Annotated in this window: 11 protein-coding genes; all 11 read right to left on the bottom strand. The window is 37.9% G+C overall.

Annotated features, from left to right (window positions below):
* Positions 1-14 precede the first annotated feature (14 nt).
* The 11 genes from ACSVH5_RS10725 to ACSVH5_RS10675 all read right to left on the bottom strand — a co-directional run bounded on the left by ACSVH5_RS10725 (position 15) and on the right by ACSVH5_RS10675 (position 19,182).
* The gene (locus ACSVH5_RS10725; RefSeq protein WP_438061434.1) at positions 15-1,640 is read right to left on the bottom strand and encodes a glycoside hydrolase family 43 protein; all 1,626 of its coding nucleotides are present in this window, start codon (positions 1,638-1,640) and stop codon (positions 15-17) included.
* Between the two features lie 3 nt (positions 1,641-1,643).
* A complete protein-coding gene (locus tag ACSVH5_RS10720; protein WP_438061433.1) occupies positions 1,644-2,846 on the bottom strand; it encodes a glycoside hydrolase family 88/105 protein in 1,203 nt (400 codons plus the stop codon).
* Positions 2,847-3,152: 306 nt separating this feature from the next.
* The gene (locus tag ACSVH5_RS10715; RefSeq protein ID WP_438061432.1) at positions 3,153-4,109 is read right to left on the bottom strand and encodes a DUF4861 family protein; all 957 of its coding nucleotides are present in this window, start codon (positions 4,107-4,109) and stop codon (positions 3,153-3,155) included.
* The gene (locus ACSVH5_RS10710; RefSeq protein WP_438061431.1) at positions 4,106-5,023 is read right to left on the bottom strand and encodes an alpha/beta hydrolase fold domain-containing protein; all 918 of its coding nucleotides are present in this window, start codon (positions 5,021-5,023) and stop codon (positions 4,106-4,108) included. Before ACSVH5_RS10710 ends, ACSVH5_RS10715 begins: the two co-directional genes overlap by 4 nt.
* Positions 5,024-5,047: 24 nt before the next feature.
* Positions 5,048-6,493 (bottom strand): right-handed parallel beta-helix repeat-containing protein, encoded by a 1,446-nt coding sequence (locus tag ACSVH5_RS10705; RefSeq protein WP_438061430.1) that lies wholly within the window; start codon positions 6,491-6,493, stop codon positions 5,048-5,050.
* Between the two features lie 130 nt (positions 6,494-6,623).
* Entirely contained in the window at positions 6,624-8,189 is a 1,566-nt protein-coding gene (locus tag ACSVH5_RS10700) for a DUF5123 domain-containing protein (protein WP_438061429.1), read from the bottom strand.
* A gap of 35 nt (positions 8,190-8,224) precedes the next feature.
* A complete protein-coding gene (locus tag ACSVH5_RS10695; RefSeq protein WP_438061428.1) occupies positions 8,225-10,006 on the bottom strand; it encodes a RagB/SusD family nutrient uptake outer membrane protein in 1,782 nt (593 codons plus the stop codon).
* Between the two features lie 125 nt (positions 10,007-10,131).
* Positions 10,132-13,332 carry a SusC/RagA family TonB-linked outer membrane protein gene (locus tag ACSVH5_RS10690; protein WP_438061427.1) on the bottom strand — a complete coding sequence of 1,067 codons (3,201 nt, stop codon included), beginning with the start codon at positions 13,330-13,332 and terminating at the stop codon, positions 10,132-10,134.
* A 48-nt stretch (positions 13,333-13,380) separates the two neighbouring features.
* Complete coding sequence (locus tag ACSVH5_RS10685) at positions 13,381-14,802, bottom strand: glycoside hydrolase family 28 protein (RefSeq protein WP_438061426.1); 1,422 nt, start codon at positions 14,800-14,802, stop codon at positions 13,381-13,383.
* 1,087 nt (positions 14,803-15,889) lie between these two features.
* Positions 15,890-17,506: a UxaA family hydrolase gene (locus ACSVH5_RS10680; RefSeq protein WP_438061425.1), complete on the bottom strand. Its 1,617-nt coding sequence runs from the start codon at positions 17,504-17,506 to the stop codon at positions 15,890-15,892.
* A 236-nt stretch (positions 17,507-17,742) separates the two neighbouring features.
* Positions 17,743-19,182, bottom strand: coding sequence for a tagaturonate reductase (locus ACSVH5_RS10675; RefSeq protein WP_438061424.1), 1,440 nt, complete (start codon positions 19,180-19,182; stop codon positions 17,743-17,745).
* Positions 19,183-19,302: the final 120 nt, after the last annotated feature.

The following is a 19,302-nucleotide window of genomic DNA, read 5'->3' as shown; positions in this document are numbered from 1 at the left end:
CGTTTGCTTTTGGGTTAATGGATTCTAAACCAATCAATGTTTGCATTTCCTGCATCGTTTGTTGTGGTGTCTCGCAAAGCAAAAAGACCAACTTTGGAACCAATCCATTTTCCTTCTCTTGCAGTAAACGATTGGCCAATGAGATGAAATTCTTGGTTGTCTAGACTGTAATAGAAAGTGCAAATTCCACCCGTTTTTACTTGCACTCTCAAATAACAAGTGTTGCTTGATAATGGAACAATGGCACTTTCGGTTTCCTTACCTTCTTTGTCCATTTTCATGCAGGTTACTTGCGAAACGCCATAGCCGTTTTCTGTTTTTTTCAATTTGAGATAGCTATAATCTAATCCCATGATGACTAGGCCAATTTGTTCCTCCAGCGCTCGAGCATTGAAAGTAAGTTTGGTAGTAACCGTGAAGTTTTCTGCAGGAAACTTTTGAAGTAATACATTACCCACTTCCCATAAATTAGTACTGTTTTGTGGACGAGTTTGACAGAATAAGGTATAATACCCCATACTCGATGGAAATCCCCAGCTTACTTTTGGGTTGGCATGCCATTGCCATTGAAGTCCTAATTGAGGGACATTGAATTCGTCGCTTTCAGAAGGGGTTTGTATAGGATATGTTTTGCCAACAGTTGGTTTTTTGTAGGTTGCTACGGGTTCACCAACACCATTTTTATCCGTGTCAACTCCAATTATTGGCCAATCGTTTTCCCATCTCATGGGTTGCAAATGAACAATGCGTCCATAAGCAAATTTGTCTTGAAAATGAAAAAACCAATCTTCGCCGGTTTGTGTTTGAACCCAAGCGCCCTGATGGGGGCCATTGATAGGGGTGCTTCCTTGTTCTAGGACTATTTTTTTTTCGTACGGTCCCAAGGGATTTTTAGACCGTAGCACTAGTTGCCATCCTGTTGCAACGCCACCTGCGGGTGCAAAAAGGTAGTAATAACCGTTGCGTTTGTAAAATTTGGGACCTTCCACTGTAGTATCATTGGGATGCCCATCAAAAACAAGGGTGTCATCATCATTGGCTTTGGTTCCTTCGGGGTTCATAGTGCACACGGCCAAAATACTTTTAATTCCAGCACGGCTCCCTGCAAATGCATAAGCCAAATAGACTTTGCCATCGGTGTCCCAAAGCGGGCTCGGGTCGATTAGTCCTTTTCCTGATTTTACTAAAAGGGGTTCCGACCAGGATTTTTTTGGATCTTTGGTTTTGACCATGTAAATTCCATAATCGGGATCGGGATAATAAATATAAAATTCATTGTTATGAAAACGGATGCAAGGCGCCCAAACCCCGCCACCATGTTGTGGTTTGTCAAACACCTCAAAGGGTGGTTGTTTTTGCAAAGCATAATTCACAAGCGTCCAGTTGATCATGTCTTTAGAATGAAGAATTGGCAATCCAGGAATACAGTTGAATGAAGATGCCGTCATGTAGTAGTCGTCTTTCACTCGAATCACATCCGGATCGGAATAATCGCTATGCAAAATGGGGTTTTTGAAAGTACCATTGCCTAAATCGGCTACCCAAGTTTTAGAAACTCCCATCTGCTCTGGATTTTGCGACCAACCTTTGGTATAATAAATGCAAACAATACAAAGTAAAAGATGCCATGTTTTTTTCATTTCTTACTGGTTTAATTCTAATGCTGCCAAAATAAATGGACCAGTAGCTTTAGGGTCATTATCTTTTTTCTTTTCAGTAACGTAGTATTCAAAAGAGCCATCTCGATAGGGTTTGCCACCCAAACCTGCAACAGCACATACTTGAGTAATTACTATTTCCCCTTTGTCGTTTACTTTCACTAAATGTTTTGTAATTCCATCAAAAGCTTTGGCAGCCACCTCTTTGTATTTTTTTGGTAAATACCCTTTGTTGGCGCCTTTGGCAAAGGCATAGGCAAACATAGCAGTACCCGATCCTTCTAAATAATTGCCTCCAATAGCTCCTTTGTCTGTAACTTGGTACCATAGCCCAGTAGAATGCTGAAATTTAGTTAAATTTTCGGCTAATGCATTCAAGTAACCCACCAAAACCTTGTGTTTAGGATGGTCTTTTGGCATGTAATCCAACACATCTACAAGAGCCATTGCATACCAGCCTAAAGATCTTGACCAAAAATTTGGAGAAGTACCTGTGGTTGGGTTGGCCCAAGGCATTTGTTTGCTTTCATCCCAAGCATGGTATAATAATCCGGTTTGAGGATCTTTATCGTTTTTTTCTATAAGTTCAAATTGAAAGGCGATATCATTAAAACTTTTACCATTTTCGAAGGTTTTGGTGTATTGAGCATAAAAGGGTTCTCCCATATACAAACCGTCTAGCCACATTTGATTGGGATAGATTTTTTTATGCCAAAATCCACCACTTGGGGTTCGGGGTTGTGCTTCTAGTTGCTTTCTTAAAGTTTGTAGCGCAAGTAGATAGTGATTAGAACCCGTAGTTTCGTATAGCGAAAATAGAATCCTACCCGCTACCACCATATCAATGTTGAAATTTTCAAATTTATAGGTGCTTATTGTACCCTTTTCATCAATGAATAAATCGGCATAGCTTTTTATATAATGAGCGTAGCGTGGATCCGGGTGTTTTTTGTTCAATTCCTCAAAAGAGGTAAGGACCAATCCGTGCACATAATCCCATTTGGGTTTCGTTGCAAAATCAATCATGTACGATTCTTTATGTTGGTTCATGATGGTATATGCCATGCGTTGCGACCATTTTAGTTTTTTCGAAATCGGTAGGTTTTGAGAGCTACCATTCTGGGACACTAGCAAAAGCAAACCCATGGTCATTGATTTTAGAAAAGTAAAGTACTGTGTTATTTTCATCTGTAGGTATTTTTTATTTTTTAACAGTGTGCAAATTGCGTTTTAAAATGGGTGAATGAATGTCCTGTTCAAGGCTTCAATCATTGAATGAAAGGCAATTGCCATTCATTCAAAAAGAGCACATATTTTCAAGATACAACCTAAAATCTAAGTTTTTTGGGTTAAAAAAAGTTTTAAAATAGCCATTTACAACCCTAATTTATTCCGTAAAATTAGAGCTAATGGGTTGATTTTAAGCCAAATTAAACTTAAAAATGAGGTGTAGTTTCATTCTTTTTCTTGATAAAATGCTGTATTTACAACAGCTTACATTTCATTTTTTTTGTTCAAAACAGTGAGTAGTTGGTCTAAATACTGTAAGAATTCCTCTTTGTTTTTAATTCCATTTACTTCTTGTTCCCAAGCTCCCAATAGATAGAACGAAACCTCGGATGTAGTGGGTTTAAAAACCAATAAGTGATCGTATTCGCCATCTATTTCTGAAGTTATGGTATTGGTTTGATAGAAAAGAGCCATCCCAAGTTGGTCTGGAACAAGAGATTGTTTGCCATAAGTAGCCAAATAAGCCCATTTTTTATTGGCACTTTCTTTTCTAAAAACCGCTGTATTTTTTTGTTTTACAATACCGGTACAAATGCCTTGCAAAGCAGTAGAGGATTGAATGCTGTGTTTGGTATAGCGTTGGTCCGGAGTGATACGTAACGTTGATGTAAAATTGGTTTTATCGTTTGCTGTTTTCCACCCCCAATAGTTAATGGTCACTTTCGATCCTTTGGAATGATTGTCAATTGTGGCAATGGTGGAATCCACTTCATAAAAATGTTGCCTTTTATTGTCAATTATTCGGTCTATGGAACCCAATCCAATACCTTTTCCGGCTTTCAAAATATCAGAACCCCAATCGTGCATTTCATGGTAGGAATCAAATCCATCTTGTCCTACCATAGGTAAAATAATCGATTCTGTTTTTTTTCCAAAAATGTCAATCGCATTTCTCCAATCCAAATACAAGCGATACCCCACTTTGTTGCTTTCCCATCCTGGTCCTTCGTAGCGAATGTCAAAAGAATGATCGGTATGCTCGGGTGCAAGTTTTAGTTGTTGAACATTTTTAAAGGTTCCTCCAATGTATTTACGACCTTCCCATTTTCCGCCTTCTTTTACTGAAATTTCGGCATAGGTTTTTGCTTCTTTTTTGGTTTGAGCCAACAGTATAGTGACGCTCATTAGCATAAATATAAGTAGTGATGTTGCTTTTTTCATGGTTGTTTTTTTACAGTAGTATTTAAAAATTGGATGATAAAGTCTGTTGATTTTTCGAACCAAGGGGAATAGCACCAAAACGAGTGGGGTGCTGCTTCGAAAGTATGCGTTTCATGATAAATGTGATGTTGGTCTAAAATAGCAAGCATCTCATCACGACCGGCATGAAATCTTTTCATGTCACTGTTTAAGAACAAGACGGGAGGCGTGTTTTTTGAGGTATGCGTTAAGGGTGATGCTGCTTTCCATACCCCTGGTTTTTCTTCAAATGAGCCACCCAGCCATTCACTCGCTATTTTGCCTTCCTCAGAATCGGGATGGTGAAACGCCAAAATCCCGTCAAGATTGATGATAGATGCAATAGTTTTGGGTTGGACATTGTTGAGTGTGGTGCCTACCAAACTGGCCATTTGTCCTCCTGCCGAACAACCTAAAACACTAATTTGGGTTGGGTTTATGTTGTATTTTTTGGCATTTTTTATAAGATAGTAAACGGCCTTTTTACAATCCTCAATACTTGCAGGATAAGGCGCTTCTGCCGTTAAGCGATATTCAATGGCAAAACATTGATAGCCGTTTTGACTGATGGCTAGGGCCAAGTTTTTCATTTGCGCTTTGTCTCCAGATTTCCAACCACCACCATGAAGTAAAAGTACAGCGGGTAAAGGTGTTTTGCTGGTGTTCAAAAAAGCATCGAAATGGAGCGTTCGATGTGGCGTTTTTTGGTAAACGAGGTCTTTTTTGAAAGTTATCGAATGCCAATTGGGAGTAGGAGCAAGGGTGATATTGGGATATTTTTTGAGGTCTTTTTGAAAAGTAGCCTGTACCGTATAGGAAGTGTCTTTACTCACTGTTTTTTGTGAATAAAGCCACCCATACATACTTAGTAGTAGTAATGATACTATTCTTTTCATTTGAAAATATCCTATCGTTATTTTTTAGTTTTTATATTCAAAAGCACCAATATCTGGAGCGCTGCCCATGAAAGGCCATCCCCTGTTGATTCCCTTGTCTATCAAATCACTGCTAGAGACTAAATGCATGAAAGTTACCTCAGGCAAACTACCATCAGGTTTTCGTTTTGCAAGCAGTTCTTTGTAGTTTAAAGCAACGAAATCGGCCTCGGAAGTGACCAAATTGTTTTGCCAACCATTATGCGAAATATCAGTTACAAGAGCACTTAAACTGTTGCTTCCTCCTAAGGAACAACTGTTTTTTAGGATTAATTTTTCGAGAGGATTGGTAGCGCTAAAAGAATAATTTTTCCCGTTGTTGTAAGCAGAACAGTTTGTAATGGTTACCGTCCCTCGATTGCTGTTGTGATCAAAACCATCGGCTACATTGTTAACCGCTATGCAAAAAGCATAATTGGCTTGATGTTTTAAATCTTTGAAATCGCTGCCACCCGTTTTGAAACCATTGCCATCGCCCTTTCCTTTGGTACCGTCTTTTAAATAACCATTGCTTATGGCCCAGCAATTACTATACGAGGTTTCGATGTTGTCTGCCCCTCTAAGATAGCCATCCCATCCGTCATCGAGATTTTGCCAAGCACGACATCCAATGAATTCGTTTCGGGTACCGGCATTCATTTTGCAAGCAAAACCATCGGCGTTTTCTAGGGTGGAATCGGCATTAAAAAAGGAATCACAATTGATGATTTTGTTATAGGCTGCACCAGAATCAAGTTGCAAACCGGTATCCTTGCATTCTGAAAAAGAACAAAATTCAATTTGATTGTAGCTGCCTTTAATTTGCATGCCATTATCGCCAGCTTTTATAATATCCAATCCTTTGATATGCCAATAATTTCCGTTAAGTAAAATTCCTTGATTCGAGGAATTTTCGGTCATGAACGAGAAATCCAACATAGGGCGAGTGGCACTTGGAATGGCTATAACTTGTATTGTTTTGCCCAGTGAACCCGAGTTGTTGAGGACCAATTTTTTAGTCATTACATACGTACCGCCATGTATTCCCATCGTTTGGCCTTCTTTAATGGCTAAAAAGGCGTCTTGTAGTTCGCTTACCGTTCTAACTTCATAATCATAAAAAGCGCCGTTTATTTTGATGTTTTTGCTGTATTTAACGTTACTGTTGTCTGTTGCTGCTGCAGTAATGGTTACTTCACCATTTTTTTTGGGAGTAACTATTCCTTCTGCACTTACTATGGCAATGCTTTCGTTGGATGAAGTCCAGTTCAACTTTTTGTTGGTTGCATTTGAAGGACTTACTGTTACAGCTAGTGGAGTGCTACCGCTAGTTGTAATTTCAGAGGTTCCCTCAATGGTAATTGCAGCTACAAGGATTGTTTTTTCTGGCGATTCATTTTCTGAAGAGCAGGCAAAGAAGCTAAGAATCAGGAAAAAGTAAACGATTTTCATAACAAAAAGTACTTAATAAGTAGGGCTATTTTTTTTAAAAACGGCTAATTGTTTTTTCTGTAATTTGTTTTGGGTAGATAATAAAATCAATAGAGACCCATGCAATGATGGGTCCCTATTGAGTTTACCATTATTTAATCCAACGAGGGTCTCCCACTCTGTTATCAATCATGGTTTGATTGCTGATGGTGAAGTCACCTCCGGCTGCATTGGCAAAACCAGGATCGGCCACCGTACCATTAGTATCGGGTTTGTTTGCAGTTATAGCTGCATCCAAACAACTTGGTGCATTAAAGTAATAGTTGCTGCTATAAGTAGGTATTGTAGTTGCCGCTTGATTGGCCCATACAGCATTTGTATTGGCTACAATATTATTTTTTACAACAGAAATGTTGTTTACAAAACGTACATACAAAAGTCTTTTTGGAGTTGTACCTGTAATAGAAGAAACATTATTCAAGGTGTTGTTTTCGATAAGTGTTGTCGTGGTAAGACCAGTACCAGATTGCCCTGATGCAGCATCTACACGAACAAAGTCACGACCTGCAGAACAGTTTACAAAAGTGCTTGTTTTAATTGTGATTTTACTAATTTGAGTATTTCTAAAATCAATTAAATCAGCTGAAGCAGCATTGTTCATTTCTTTAATAATACTGTTGTCAATTTCAAAGGAAGCAACTTTGGAACCTGTTCCATTTCCATAAACGATACCTTTTGTATAATCGTGTATATAACATCCACTGATCAAAACATCGGAATAAGTAGTAGCTGCATCTGCAAAAGTAATTACAGTTTGACTAACTAGTCCTGTTCCGGTTAAATCCAAATCAATTAATGAGAAATTGGCAGCACCATTCTTCATTTGGAAGTTAAGATTCAATTTAGGTTTGTCATACGATTTTAAACCTCTAATCGTGATTGATTTAGTGATTAAGATTTCGCCAGTAAACACAGCATACGTTCCTGGTTCTAAAACTAAGATGGCACCTGATTCGGCAGCAGCAACAACCGCAGCTAAATCGTCTGTTGGTTTTACCAAAATTCCATTTCCAATGTCAATTCCGGTAGTAATCACTTGTGCTCCTCTTTTCTTAGTTCCGTTCATTAAGTCAACAGTATAGTTGGTTTCTGGAGTAAGACCAGTAACTTTAGCAAAACCGTCGATCTTTTCTTGGGCAGTGATGGTGTGCTTGATAGTACCTGGATTACAAACAATTTCAGTAACGGTACTATTTGCTACCCAGCGAAAAATAGCCTCTTTGGCGTTGATGTCACCGGCTTGAACTGGCAAGAACAATTGCTCAGACAAAGTGTTGACAGTCGTTACAGACCATTTAGAATCTTCTTTTCCGGTGGCGCTCACCGCTTTTACACGAATAGAATATAGCGTTTCTCCTTCAAGCGCTACTCTCACTGGTAATTCAGTAGCAAGAACATTAACTGTTTTGAAAATAGTGTTGAAATCCGGATCATCGGCACTAAACTCCACAACATAATGATCTACTTTTTCATTGGCTGTCCAATTCAATTCCGCCGTAGTTTGATTTCTAACGATGGCTTTCAATCCAATTGGAGCAAATTCTCTGTTGGTGTTTAATTCCGTAATCAAATCTTCTTCATATCCTTCACAACTAATGGTGGAAACAGACACTAGTGCCATGGCAACTAATCCTAAAAAAATATGTTTTGTTTTCATATATGTTTGATTTTTTTTTTTGATTTAGCAAAGTACTAGTAGCCGTAATCGTTGGTTAATTTTCCGTTACTTCCATCGATGAATACTTGCCAAATTGGCCAGAACTGACGGTTATCTGGGTTGACACCTGCCCTGTACAGGGATTGGATTTTTAAATCATCCAATTTGTTCCAAGATTTTACTGTATAGTCTACACCAGGATTGGTGTTTTCTCCTCTATTTAAACCATAAATTACAAGCGATACATTATCAGGAGCGAGTTTCGTATATAAATTAGTAGGAACATCAGCATAAGCACCTGTACGATTTTTCAAATCGGTCATTTTTGCTTTGGCTTCGTCTAATTTTACTTTTAATAAATTCCAACGAATCAATGCGTTTTTACGTTCCATTTCGCCTGTGAATTCAAATTTATGTTCTTCAACAATAGCGTTGAACATGCTTTCTTTGCTTGTTAATGCATTGACATAGTTGTCTACTTTTACGGCATGAGTTGCTGGAGCAAACGCTCTTTTACGCAATTGTTTCAAGTAAGGTGCAGCAGCAGCAGGACCTTCGAGTTCGTTGGCAGTTTCGGCAGCCATCAAAAGCACTTCTGCATAACGCATGTAGATTTTGTTTACTCCGTCATCATTGGTTGAGGTAACAAAACGTTTCATCCACTCATAACGGTATTTTCCAAAATACCATAAATCCAACTCATTCAATTCTTGCTTAGCAATATTGTTTACGGCATTTCCCCATTTGTAAGGAACACAAGTTACGTCTCTACGAGTATCCGCTTGGTCATAGTCATAAAAAATGTGAGGTAGTGGACCCGCAGTTCCTCCTCTTTTAGCACCATTGGCATGAAATTGATTATTAGTGTTGTGCAATACCGAGAAGGTAAACAACATTCTACCTCTACCTTCTGCAAATGGGATCTCCCAAAGCGATTCACCTCCAGCAGCTAAGTTTTCTTGGTTGTATTTTCTCCAAAATCCTTCAAATGTAGGTTCTAAATTGGCAGTTCCACTAGCAATGATGGCTTTGCATTCATCGTATGCCAAACGGTACATTTTGTCTTTAGCCAATTCGGCATCTTTGCTCATTCTTACACCATCAGTATATTGTTGGTAGCCACCCGCCATTAAGGCAATTTTGGCGCGAAGTCCTTTTACAAAAGCTTTGTTGATGCGTTCAACACTTGTAGTTGCACTAGATTCGTTGGGCCAAGGTGTAAGCGATGCGGCTTCATCCAAATCTTTTAGCAATTGTTTGTAGATTTCGTCACGACTTACTTTTGGTAAATAAACGGTACTGGAATTGATCGGTTCAAATCGTGCGGGAACATCTCCCCATGATTTTACTAAATCGGTATAATAAACGGCACGCAATGCTAGCGCTTCACCCAATAGGTGTGCCATTTCAGTACCTGGTGTTGGGTTTCCGTAGGTGCGAATACCTCTAATGCAAATGTTGGCACGTTCAATACCAGCATACATCATGGCCCACACGTTGTTTACTGTATTCATTTGGGTATTGGTTGGTTTGGCATCAAATACACAAAGATCTGCTTTGTCATCCGTAGTAGTGTGTGAATTGTTAAACCATTCAATGTCTGAATTTAAACCCGAGTAGGATAAAAAACGTCCTCTGTACGAATTCGTTTCGGCAAAAGGCACTTTAATTCCGTCAACAGCTCCTTTTGCAAGACTAACATTCGAAAAAATAGTCGCTTCATCTAAAGCAGAAGTTGCTGGAGCATCAAGGAAATCATCTTGACAACTGGTCATTATACCAGCCATCATAAATAGTGTGATTAATATTCGTTTCATATTTTTCTATTTTTTTAGGGTTATGCTATCGGTTGTAATGATGTAAGGGCAACTAAAGCAGTTATGCTGTTTTTTTATAGGTACTCTTCAATACAAAAATCGATATAATAAGGAATTGCTACTGATTAAAATGTTAGGTTTACTCCAAATACAGCTTGTCTGCTTCTTGGGTATGGAGAGTAATCTACACCCGGCGTTAAAGGTGTACTTCTTCGGGTTGAAACTTCTGGATCTAAACCAGAATAGTTACTGATTACAAAAACGTTGTTGCAAGTAGTGTATACTCTTAATTTTGAAATGTGTAATTTTTCGATTAATTTTTGAGGTAGTGTATATCCCAAAGTAATCATGTTCAAACGTAAGAAAGACCCATCTTCTACAGCCCAATCACTAAATACATATTTACTCATGTTGGGAGACCACATCGTAGTCTTTGCATTTAAAGCAGCCAATTCTGTTGGATCAGTAACCAATTGTCCCGATGCATTAATGTTGGTCCAACGGTTACCGTCTTGCATAATAGTGCTCAAATTACGGTACTGACCGTTTTGGTTTGCAGTAGTAAACTCAATTTTGTTAGCATTATAGACATCATTACCAATACTCCAGTTGAACGCAGCAGATAAATCGAAACCATAAGCATTAGCATTAATAATGAAACCACCTGTACTTTTTGGGTTTGAATCACCAATAACCGTTAAATCTTTTGCAGTTACCAAGCCATCTCCATCAAGGTCTTTCAATTTCATGGTTCCTGGCATTACAGTACCCACTACATTAGCACTGTTAGCTACTCCAGGTTTAAGAGTATAGGTACCATTTGAATAATCAAAATCAGATACTTCATAACGACCATCATTTTTGTAGCCATACATGATTCCGATAGGTTGTCCCACATTTACAAGGAAATCATTTCCAATAGCTGTTGAAGCCCATCCTGTAGCATCACCAAAGTTGTCCATAATTCCTAAGGAATTGATGTTGTTTCTGTTGAAACCTACGTTTAATGAAAAGCTCAATCCATAATCTTCTCTTTCGATCGCAGCAATGTTTAAAGATGCCTCAAGACCTTTGTTTTGAGTCTCTCCCATATTACGGTATTGAAAATCGTATCCTGATCCAGGAACAGGGAAACGCATCAATAAATCCTTAGTTAAGTTTTTATACACCTCTACAGATCCTGTCAAACGACCTTTGAAGAAATCATAATCCACCCCGAAGTTTTGTGTAATAGTTGTTTCCCATTTCAAATCTGGATTGGCCATTACTTTTGAAGCCGACCAGTAATTAGGCACGCCATTGATCCATTCTGTGTTGGAAGATTGGAAATTTTGAACCGTTTGTCCCACAGGAATATTGTTGTTACCTGCCTGACCATAACTTAAACGTACTTTTAGGGAGTTGATCCATTTGGCATCTTTTAAGAAATCTTCTTCGTTCATTTTCCATGCAACAGCGGCTGATGGGAAGAATCCCCAACGATTGTCCCCTAAAAATTTACTGGAACCATCCGCACGGTAGGTTGCAGTAAGTAAATAACGGTTGTTGATATCATAGTTTACACGACCAAAGAATGAAAGCAAATTGTCATTTGGCATGTAAAAATTGTTTACCGATTGCGGAATACCTTGAGAAGATAAATTTACAGCATTTTGAAAGTCGAAGAACTTAGGAAAACCGTGAATGGTACTCGTAATTTGATTCGATTTGTATCCAATCATTTCTTCTCCTACTAATATTTTTAAACGATGATTTTCATTTAAAACATTTTTGAAATCATAATTTAAGGTATTGGCGTTTCTGAAACGAACATCTTTACGATCACTTATAATTACCGCAGGTTTGCTTTGGTTTTCAGCAGCGGGTACATTGTTTACATAAAAAGTAGAGCGACCATAAAAACGGGCATCCCAGTAGTTGTAGTTGTCCAAACCTAAATCTGATTTGAATTGTAAATTGTCATAAATTTTATAATTCAAACCTCCAAGAAAGTTGAAGTTTTTTCTTTTTTGAGTTCTGTCATTATCTGCAACAGCAACAAACGGATTTACTAAATATCCAGCAACGGCCTCATCAGTATCATCAGTTGTTAAACCTGGTAATGGAATTGGAGAATACCCCACACTGTGTCTTAATCGACCATCAGATGTAGAAGCACCCCCTTGTTCATTGGCACCACCACCCCTGATTTCAGTATCCGAATAACGCATGGTGAAAGTAAGATCCAATTTGTCACTCGTCTTGTTTTTCAAGCTGAAAGAAAGGTTGTTTCTTTGAAATTCTGATCCAACCATGATCGCTTTTTCTTGGAAATTGGCATAGTTGAAATTGTAACTAGTGCTTTCAGATCCGCCTCTAATTCCTAAATCATGGCTTTGAACTTCGCCCAAGCGACCATAAATTTGTCTTTGCCAATCATTTCCTTTCATTCCTTTATATTGGTCAATGTCACCGTATTGGCCAAAATATTTTTCATACGAATTGAGGTCTTTATTCAAAACAGCATATTCGTATTGCCATTTTGCATAATCTTCTGGGGATAACACATCTATGGTTTTGGCGATTTTTTTAACTCCATAAAATGCATTATAAGTCACCGCTAATTTCCCACCTTTTCCAGATTTGGTTGTAATAATCATTACCCCATTGGCCCCTCTTGAACCGTAAATCGCAGTAGAAGAAGCATCTTTCAAAACGGTAATGTTTTCGATGTCTGATGGTGAAATATCGCTTAAGCTATTTACAGGAAAACCATCTACAATGATTAATGGAGAACTGTCTTGGGTTAATGATCCACCCCCTCTAATTCTAATTTTCACTTCTGCGTCTGGAGACCCTTCAGCAGAGCTTACTTGCACCCCAGCCAAACGACCTGTTAGCGTTTCTGCTACATTCGAAATGGATTGTTTTTTCAAATCTCCTCCAGAAATAGTTGCCACAGAACCTGTTAAATCAGATTTTTTGGCAGTTCCATATCCAATAACAACCACCTCATTCAATTGGTTGGCTTCTTCTTCCATAAGTATTTGAATCGATTTACGGCCATTCACATTTTCCGTATGGTTTTTGAAACCAATAAATGAGAAAGTAAGTACCGCTTTTGGGTTTGAAACCTTAATTTTAAAGTTCCCATCAAAGTCGGTCGAAACACCATTGGTGGTTCCTTTTTCAAGAATGTTAACTCCCGGGAGCGTCAAACCTGAAGCATCCTTAACTGTTCCCTCAACTACTGTGCCTTGAGCATACAGTTGTCCGGAACCCATAATACTTACAAAAGCAAGGAATAGAAGGAAATACCTGGAATTCCATTTTATTAAATTACCCATAAACATGTTTTAAAATTTAAATTGTTGAATTGTTTTTTTTATTAGTTGTTAATTTTTGATTTGTACCCCATTTATTGTTGTGTTAGTAAAGATTATATTTTTTACGTTTTTTAATGAATAGTTTTGTTGCGCATGATCAATGGTAACATTCGTTAAGCTGATGTTTTGAATGGGGGATGCTTCATAACCATCGGCCAGTATGCCAAATTTTCCACCATTTTCTACCGTAACATTTTCAATAAACACATTCCGAATAGTGGGCATGTATTTTCCTGATTGATCGCCTTCATAGATCGAATATTTCATGTTGAGTTTTAAAAAGGCCTCTTTTACTTGTCCCACTTTAAGGTTTCGAACAAAGATGTTTTCTGTTATTCCGCCTCGGTCTGTGTTGGTTTTGATGCGAATGGCCCGATCAAGATTGGGGCTGTTCATTTCGCAATTTTCTACAAAGACATGATGCACGCCACCTGAAATTTCACTTCCAATCACTACTCCGCCATGCCCGTCAATCATTTTGCAGTTTTCAATTACTATGTTTTCACTGGCCAAAGCGACTCTACGACCATCAGCATCACGACCGGATTTAATAGCGATACAATCATCGCCAGTATTGAAAGTGCTGTTTTTGATCCAAACATTTTTGGAGTATTCAGGATCGCAACCATCGTTGTTAGGACCGTGACTGTCTATAGTGACACCATCAATGATTACATTTTGTGATTTGATGGGATGCAGTACCCAAAACGGGGCATTAATGATAGTGATTCCCTCAATTAAAGCCGTGTTGCATTCAAAAAACTGAATAAAATTGGGTCTTAGATACCCGCCTTTCCCAAATATTCGTTCCTTAACTGGGATGTTTTGTTCTGCTAACGCCACCAATCGAAAGCGATTCGTTTTGTCGTTTTGACTGGGCGTTCCTTTTGTCCAGCCGTAGGTTTCTTTACCACACCATCCCCACCAATTGCTTTTGCTGGCTTGACCATTTAAGACTCCTTTGCCAGTAATCGCGATATTTTTTTTACCATAAGCATAAATCAATGGCGAATAGTTCATTAATTCTGTTCCTTCAAAAGAGGTATGTACTATTGGGAAATCTTCAGGATTGGTGCTGAAGATTATTTCGGCCCCTTCACTTATATGAAGGTTGATATTGTCTTCTAAATGGATGGGGGTAGTATAGAATTTTCCCTTGGGAACCAAAACGGTACCGCCACCATTTTTAGAACATGCTTTTATGGCTGCTTTAAATGCATTGGTATTGTCTTGTACTCCATCTCCAACAGCACCATAGTTAAGAATTGTATAAGTTGCATTTTTGAAGGTGGGTACTGTTATTCCCTTTAGAATGCTCTCTTTTTGATCCCAATCCTTATTTTGCGAATACGATATCGTAACGAACATGAAAAAAAGCATCAGCAAGGTGCTTTTTGAATGTCTTATTAAAATGATGTTAAAAGAGGTCATAGTTTTTATGTAATCGATTACACGAAAATACAAAATAATTTCATTTGTAATCAAAAATAAGAACGATTATTTTTGAAAAAATATAAAAAATATACATCTTATATTAATGAATTGTTAATTTGGCATTAAATATTGTTGAATTTCATAATATTTTAAAGATTGTAATCGATAATTCAGTTTTTGCAGCAATAGGAAATGTCATTTTTTACAACATCTTACTATACAAATGTAATTTTTAAGTTTTTTTTAAGGGGTAATAGGTTACTAAATAGTGAGTTAGCGTCTAGAGTTGTGATGGTGTTTGTGTAAAAAAAAAGATGCAGTTCTTACAAGTATTGTTTTTTTTGTTGGATCAGGTTTTAGAGTGTGCCACTGTTGCTCACTGAGCCATCAAAGGCAATCGAAGTCGTCTCTAGAAATTTATTTTTGAAGCAAAAAATAGGGGGAGCAATTACCAGGGCAAACGAATGAGTTTCTAAAATAAAAATTAGCCACATAGTACACAAACTAACACAAATTAGAATAGCATAACAAGCACAAATCTGCCAAAGAAAGTTAAACCCAGAATCAACGATTTTCCACTTTCTTGAAATTTGTGTTAATTTGTGTAATCTGTGTCATTTTATTTTCTCGCAAAGTCGCAAATTCACCAAGTTGTCATCCTATCAAACACATTTTAATCTTTGAAAATCAGCGAATCAGCGGTAAACAAAGGTAGCCAAGTTGCCATCAACGATTTTCCACTTTCTTGAAATTTGTGTTAATCTGTGTAATCTGTGTCATTTTATTTCTCGCAAAGTCGCAAATTTACCAAGTTGTCATCCTATCTAACACTTTTTAATCTTTGAAAATCAGCGAATCAGCGGTAAACAAAGGTAGCCAAGCTGCTATGTGTGGCGAAGAAATAAATGCTGCGTTTGCCCTGTTAGAAAAATCAAATTTTGAAGCAACATGCTGTTGAAATTAGGAAATGGGGTAAAAAAAACAAGCCCGACTTTGGATCGGACTTGTAGTTGATTAATTGTTCATGTAGGTAATCCTAATGAATTCAAAAGGGTTTATGCTTTTGAGGACAGATAAACCTAAATTATAGCGAAACGCCTCTTTTCCATGGAATAAAGTCGTTTTGATTTAGCAGTGCCGCTTTGGTTTTTACTTCTCCACTGGCTACTTTTATCAGGAATTCTAGCATTTCCTCTCCCAATTCCTCTAATGATTTTTCTCCAGTAATAATACTTCCAGTGTTAAAATCAATAATATCCGGCATTTTTTGGTACAATTGGGTGTTCGAAGACACTTTTACAACCGGTGCAATAGGGTTTCCTGTCGGGGTTCCCAAGCCGGTAGTAAATACGACCATATTGGCACCAGACCCCACCATTGCTGTGGTACATTCTACATCATTTCCTGGAGTACATAGCAAATGCAATCCTGGGTCGTTGATGTATTCTCCATAATCAAAAACGCCAACAATAGGGGAGGTTCCTCCTTTTTTGGCAGCTCCAGCAGATTTCATCGCATCGGTAATTAAACCGTCTTTGATGTTTCCTGGTGACGGATTCATGTCAAATCCAGACCCAGCATCTACTACTGATTTTTCATACCATTGCATCAATTTCAAAAAGCGTTCACCGTCTTGCTCGTTTACGCAACGGTTGACCAATTCTTGTTCCACCCCACACAATTCTGGAAATTCGGATAAAATAGTGGTTCCTCCTAAAGCAGTGACTAAATCAGAGGTAACTCCAAGTGTCGGATTAGCCGAAATTCCAGAGAATCCGTCCGAACCGCCACATTCCAATCCAATTTTTAATTTGGAAAGGGGAGCTGGTGTACGCTCAATTTTGTTGGCTTCTTTTATGGCTGCAAAGGAATCTTTCACCACACTATTCATCATGGTTTCGATCGTACCTATAGACTGTTGGTCGTAGATCAAAACGGGTTTTTGACTCGTAGGATTGATCGCAGCCAAGGCTTCTTTGAAAATAGAGATTTGTAAGTTTTGACAACCCAAACTCAACACGGTTGCTCCAGCCACGTTGGGATTGTTTACATACCCTGCCAATAGTTTTGCTAACGATTGGGCATCCTGACGAATACCTCCGCAACCCCCTTGGTGCGTGATGAATTTAACGGTTACGTTATTGAAAAGTTCCGCTTCACTACTGTTCTCGTTGCTTTCGTCTTTCCCGTTTTCGGCATTCACTAAAGAGCGCAATAGCAATTGATAATCCATTGCTTTTGGTTTCAATAATTCCTTTTCGAAGATCTCTTTTAAGATTTCAATATTTCGGTTTTCGCAAAATACCAAAGGGAAAAACAACCAAACATTTTCAGTACCTACTTGCCCGTCTTCTCTATGGTATCCCATAAATGTACGGTCTTTCCATTTGTCAACATTGGGCTTAGTCCAACCTATTGTGTCTGTTTTAGCGGTTACCTTGGCACTTTGATGTTTTACATTTTCAGTAGATAATAACCCACCTTTTGCAATGGGGGCGCTCGCTTTTCCAACCAAAACACCATACATCATGATTTTTTCTCCTTCTTCAAAAGGATACAAAGCAATTTTGTGCTTCATGGTTACATCCTTCTCAATGGTGATGTTTTCGCCTTCAAAAGGGATGACTTCGCCAGCGACCAAGTTGACCAAGGCCACGGCTACATTGTCTGTTGGATGAACTTTTATTAATTTCTTTTGCATTTTGATATTTTTTTCGATGAGAATTTTCAGTGATTTATCAGGGCAAACACACCATTTATTTTTTTGCCACGAATGACACTATTATGCACTAATCTTTGTGATACTAAAATTTGAATGACACGAATTTTAGTGTTCATTGGCAGATTTGTGCTATTTATGATATTCTAATTTGTGTTAGTTTGTGTACTACGGGGCAAATTTTTATTTTATAAACTCAAGCGTTTGCCTTAAGTGATTTATTGAATAAAAGCTGATAGTCCTTTTTCAATGCCATGTTCTTCGATGGCATTTAGCGCACGCACCAATGCAGTAGCCAAACCTGGAATTTGATTCAAATCTTCCTCCCAAAAATCAGTATTTGCTAAGGTTTGTTCTACCACAATAGCGGTATTGTTTGAGCTCCAAATGGATTGGAAAGCCTCTGTAATTTCCAAACTGTCATCTACGGGAAGTGCTTTTCCGTTGAAGGTGCCTTGGTAAAAACGAATCAAACAAGCAAATGCAAAGGTCAAATGCGTAGGTACTTTTCCAAATTTTGCCACATATCCAGTAATGCTTGGTAAAACGCGAACTTTGAATTTTGAAATCGAGTTTAACGCAATAGTCGATAAATTGTGTTTGATGAATGGGTTTCTAAAACGGTCTAAAATATCTTCAGCAAAGGCATCCAGTTCCGTTTTGTCCATTGCAATGGTTTCGTTGATTTCGTCAAAAATGGCTTTGTTGATAAAACTTCCCGTAAAAGCATTGTCTACCGTTTCTTTTACCGTTTCGTTACCATACATAAGTGAAAAGGGTACCATGGCCGTATGTGCACCGTTTAGAATACGTACTTTTCGGGTACGATACGGTTGCATGTCAGCCACAATTTTTACATCTAAATTGGTTTTATGGAAAGGTAATTTTGCTTTCAAAGCATCGCCACCTTCAATTACCCAAAGGAAAAAGCTTTCGGCAGAAACAATTAAATTGTCGCTATAGTCTAATTGTTGGTTGTATTGCTCAATTTCGGCTCTTGGATATCCTGGTACAATTCGGTCAACCAGTGTATTGTGAAATGTACAGCTGTTTTCGATCCAGTTGACAAAAGTGTCTCCCAAATTCCAATCGGCACTATATTTTAAAATTATTTCTTTTAGAGTGTCGGCATTGTAGTTGATCAATTCACATGGAATAATAGTCAATCCTTTTTCTGGATTTCCACTAAAATGTTGGAATCTTTCGTGTAATAACACCGTTAATTTTGCGGGATACGAACTTGGGGGTTGCATGCTTGGTAAATCTGTACCAACATAGGCAATCCCTGACTCGGTAGTGTTTGAAATTACAAATTGAAGTTCTTCTTCTTTGGCTAAAGCCAAATAGTCGTTGTAGTTAGTATAAGGGTTAATGCCTGATACTAAATTGGTAATTAATTTTTTGTCTTGAATTTCGGTTCCTTTGGTTAACCCTTTCATAAACAAGGTATACAAGCCATCTTGCTCATTCAATAAGTTTACCATTCCGTTCTCGATAGGTTGTACCACTGCTATTCCTGCATTGAATTGTAAGTGGTCATTCAGTTCTTGAAAAGCATAATCAATAAATGCTCTTAAGAAGTTGCCTTCTCCAAACTGAACTACTTTTATAGGATTTAATGTAGTAAGCCCTAAATTTTCTCTATTTAATTTTTTCATTATTTTTCAAATTTATTCGTTGTTTTTACAAACAAAAGGTATAAGATTACTCCCTTTTTTAGTGTCATTTTAGGGGCAACAAGCGAGAAATGCTTGTTGTTTTCAACTTCATTGTTAAAA

It is taken from the genome of Flavobacterium sp. RSSA_27 (assembly GCF_051547125.1).
Lineage (GTDB): Bacteria > Bacteroidota > Bacteroidia > Flavobacteriales > Flavobacteriaceae > Flavobacterium.
The sequence above is the reverse complement of the archived record's forward strand: the minus strand, read 5'-3'. Positions and strand labels throughout refer to the sequence as shown.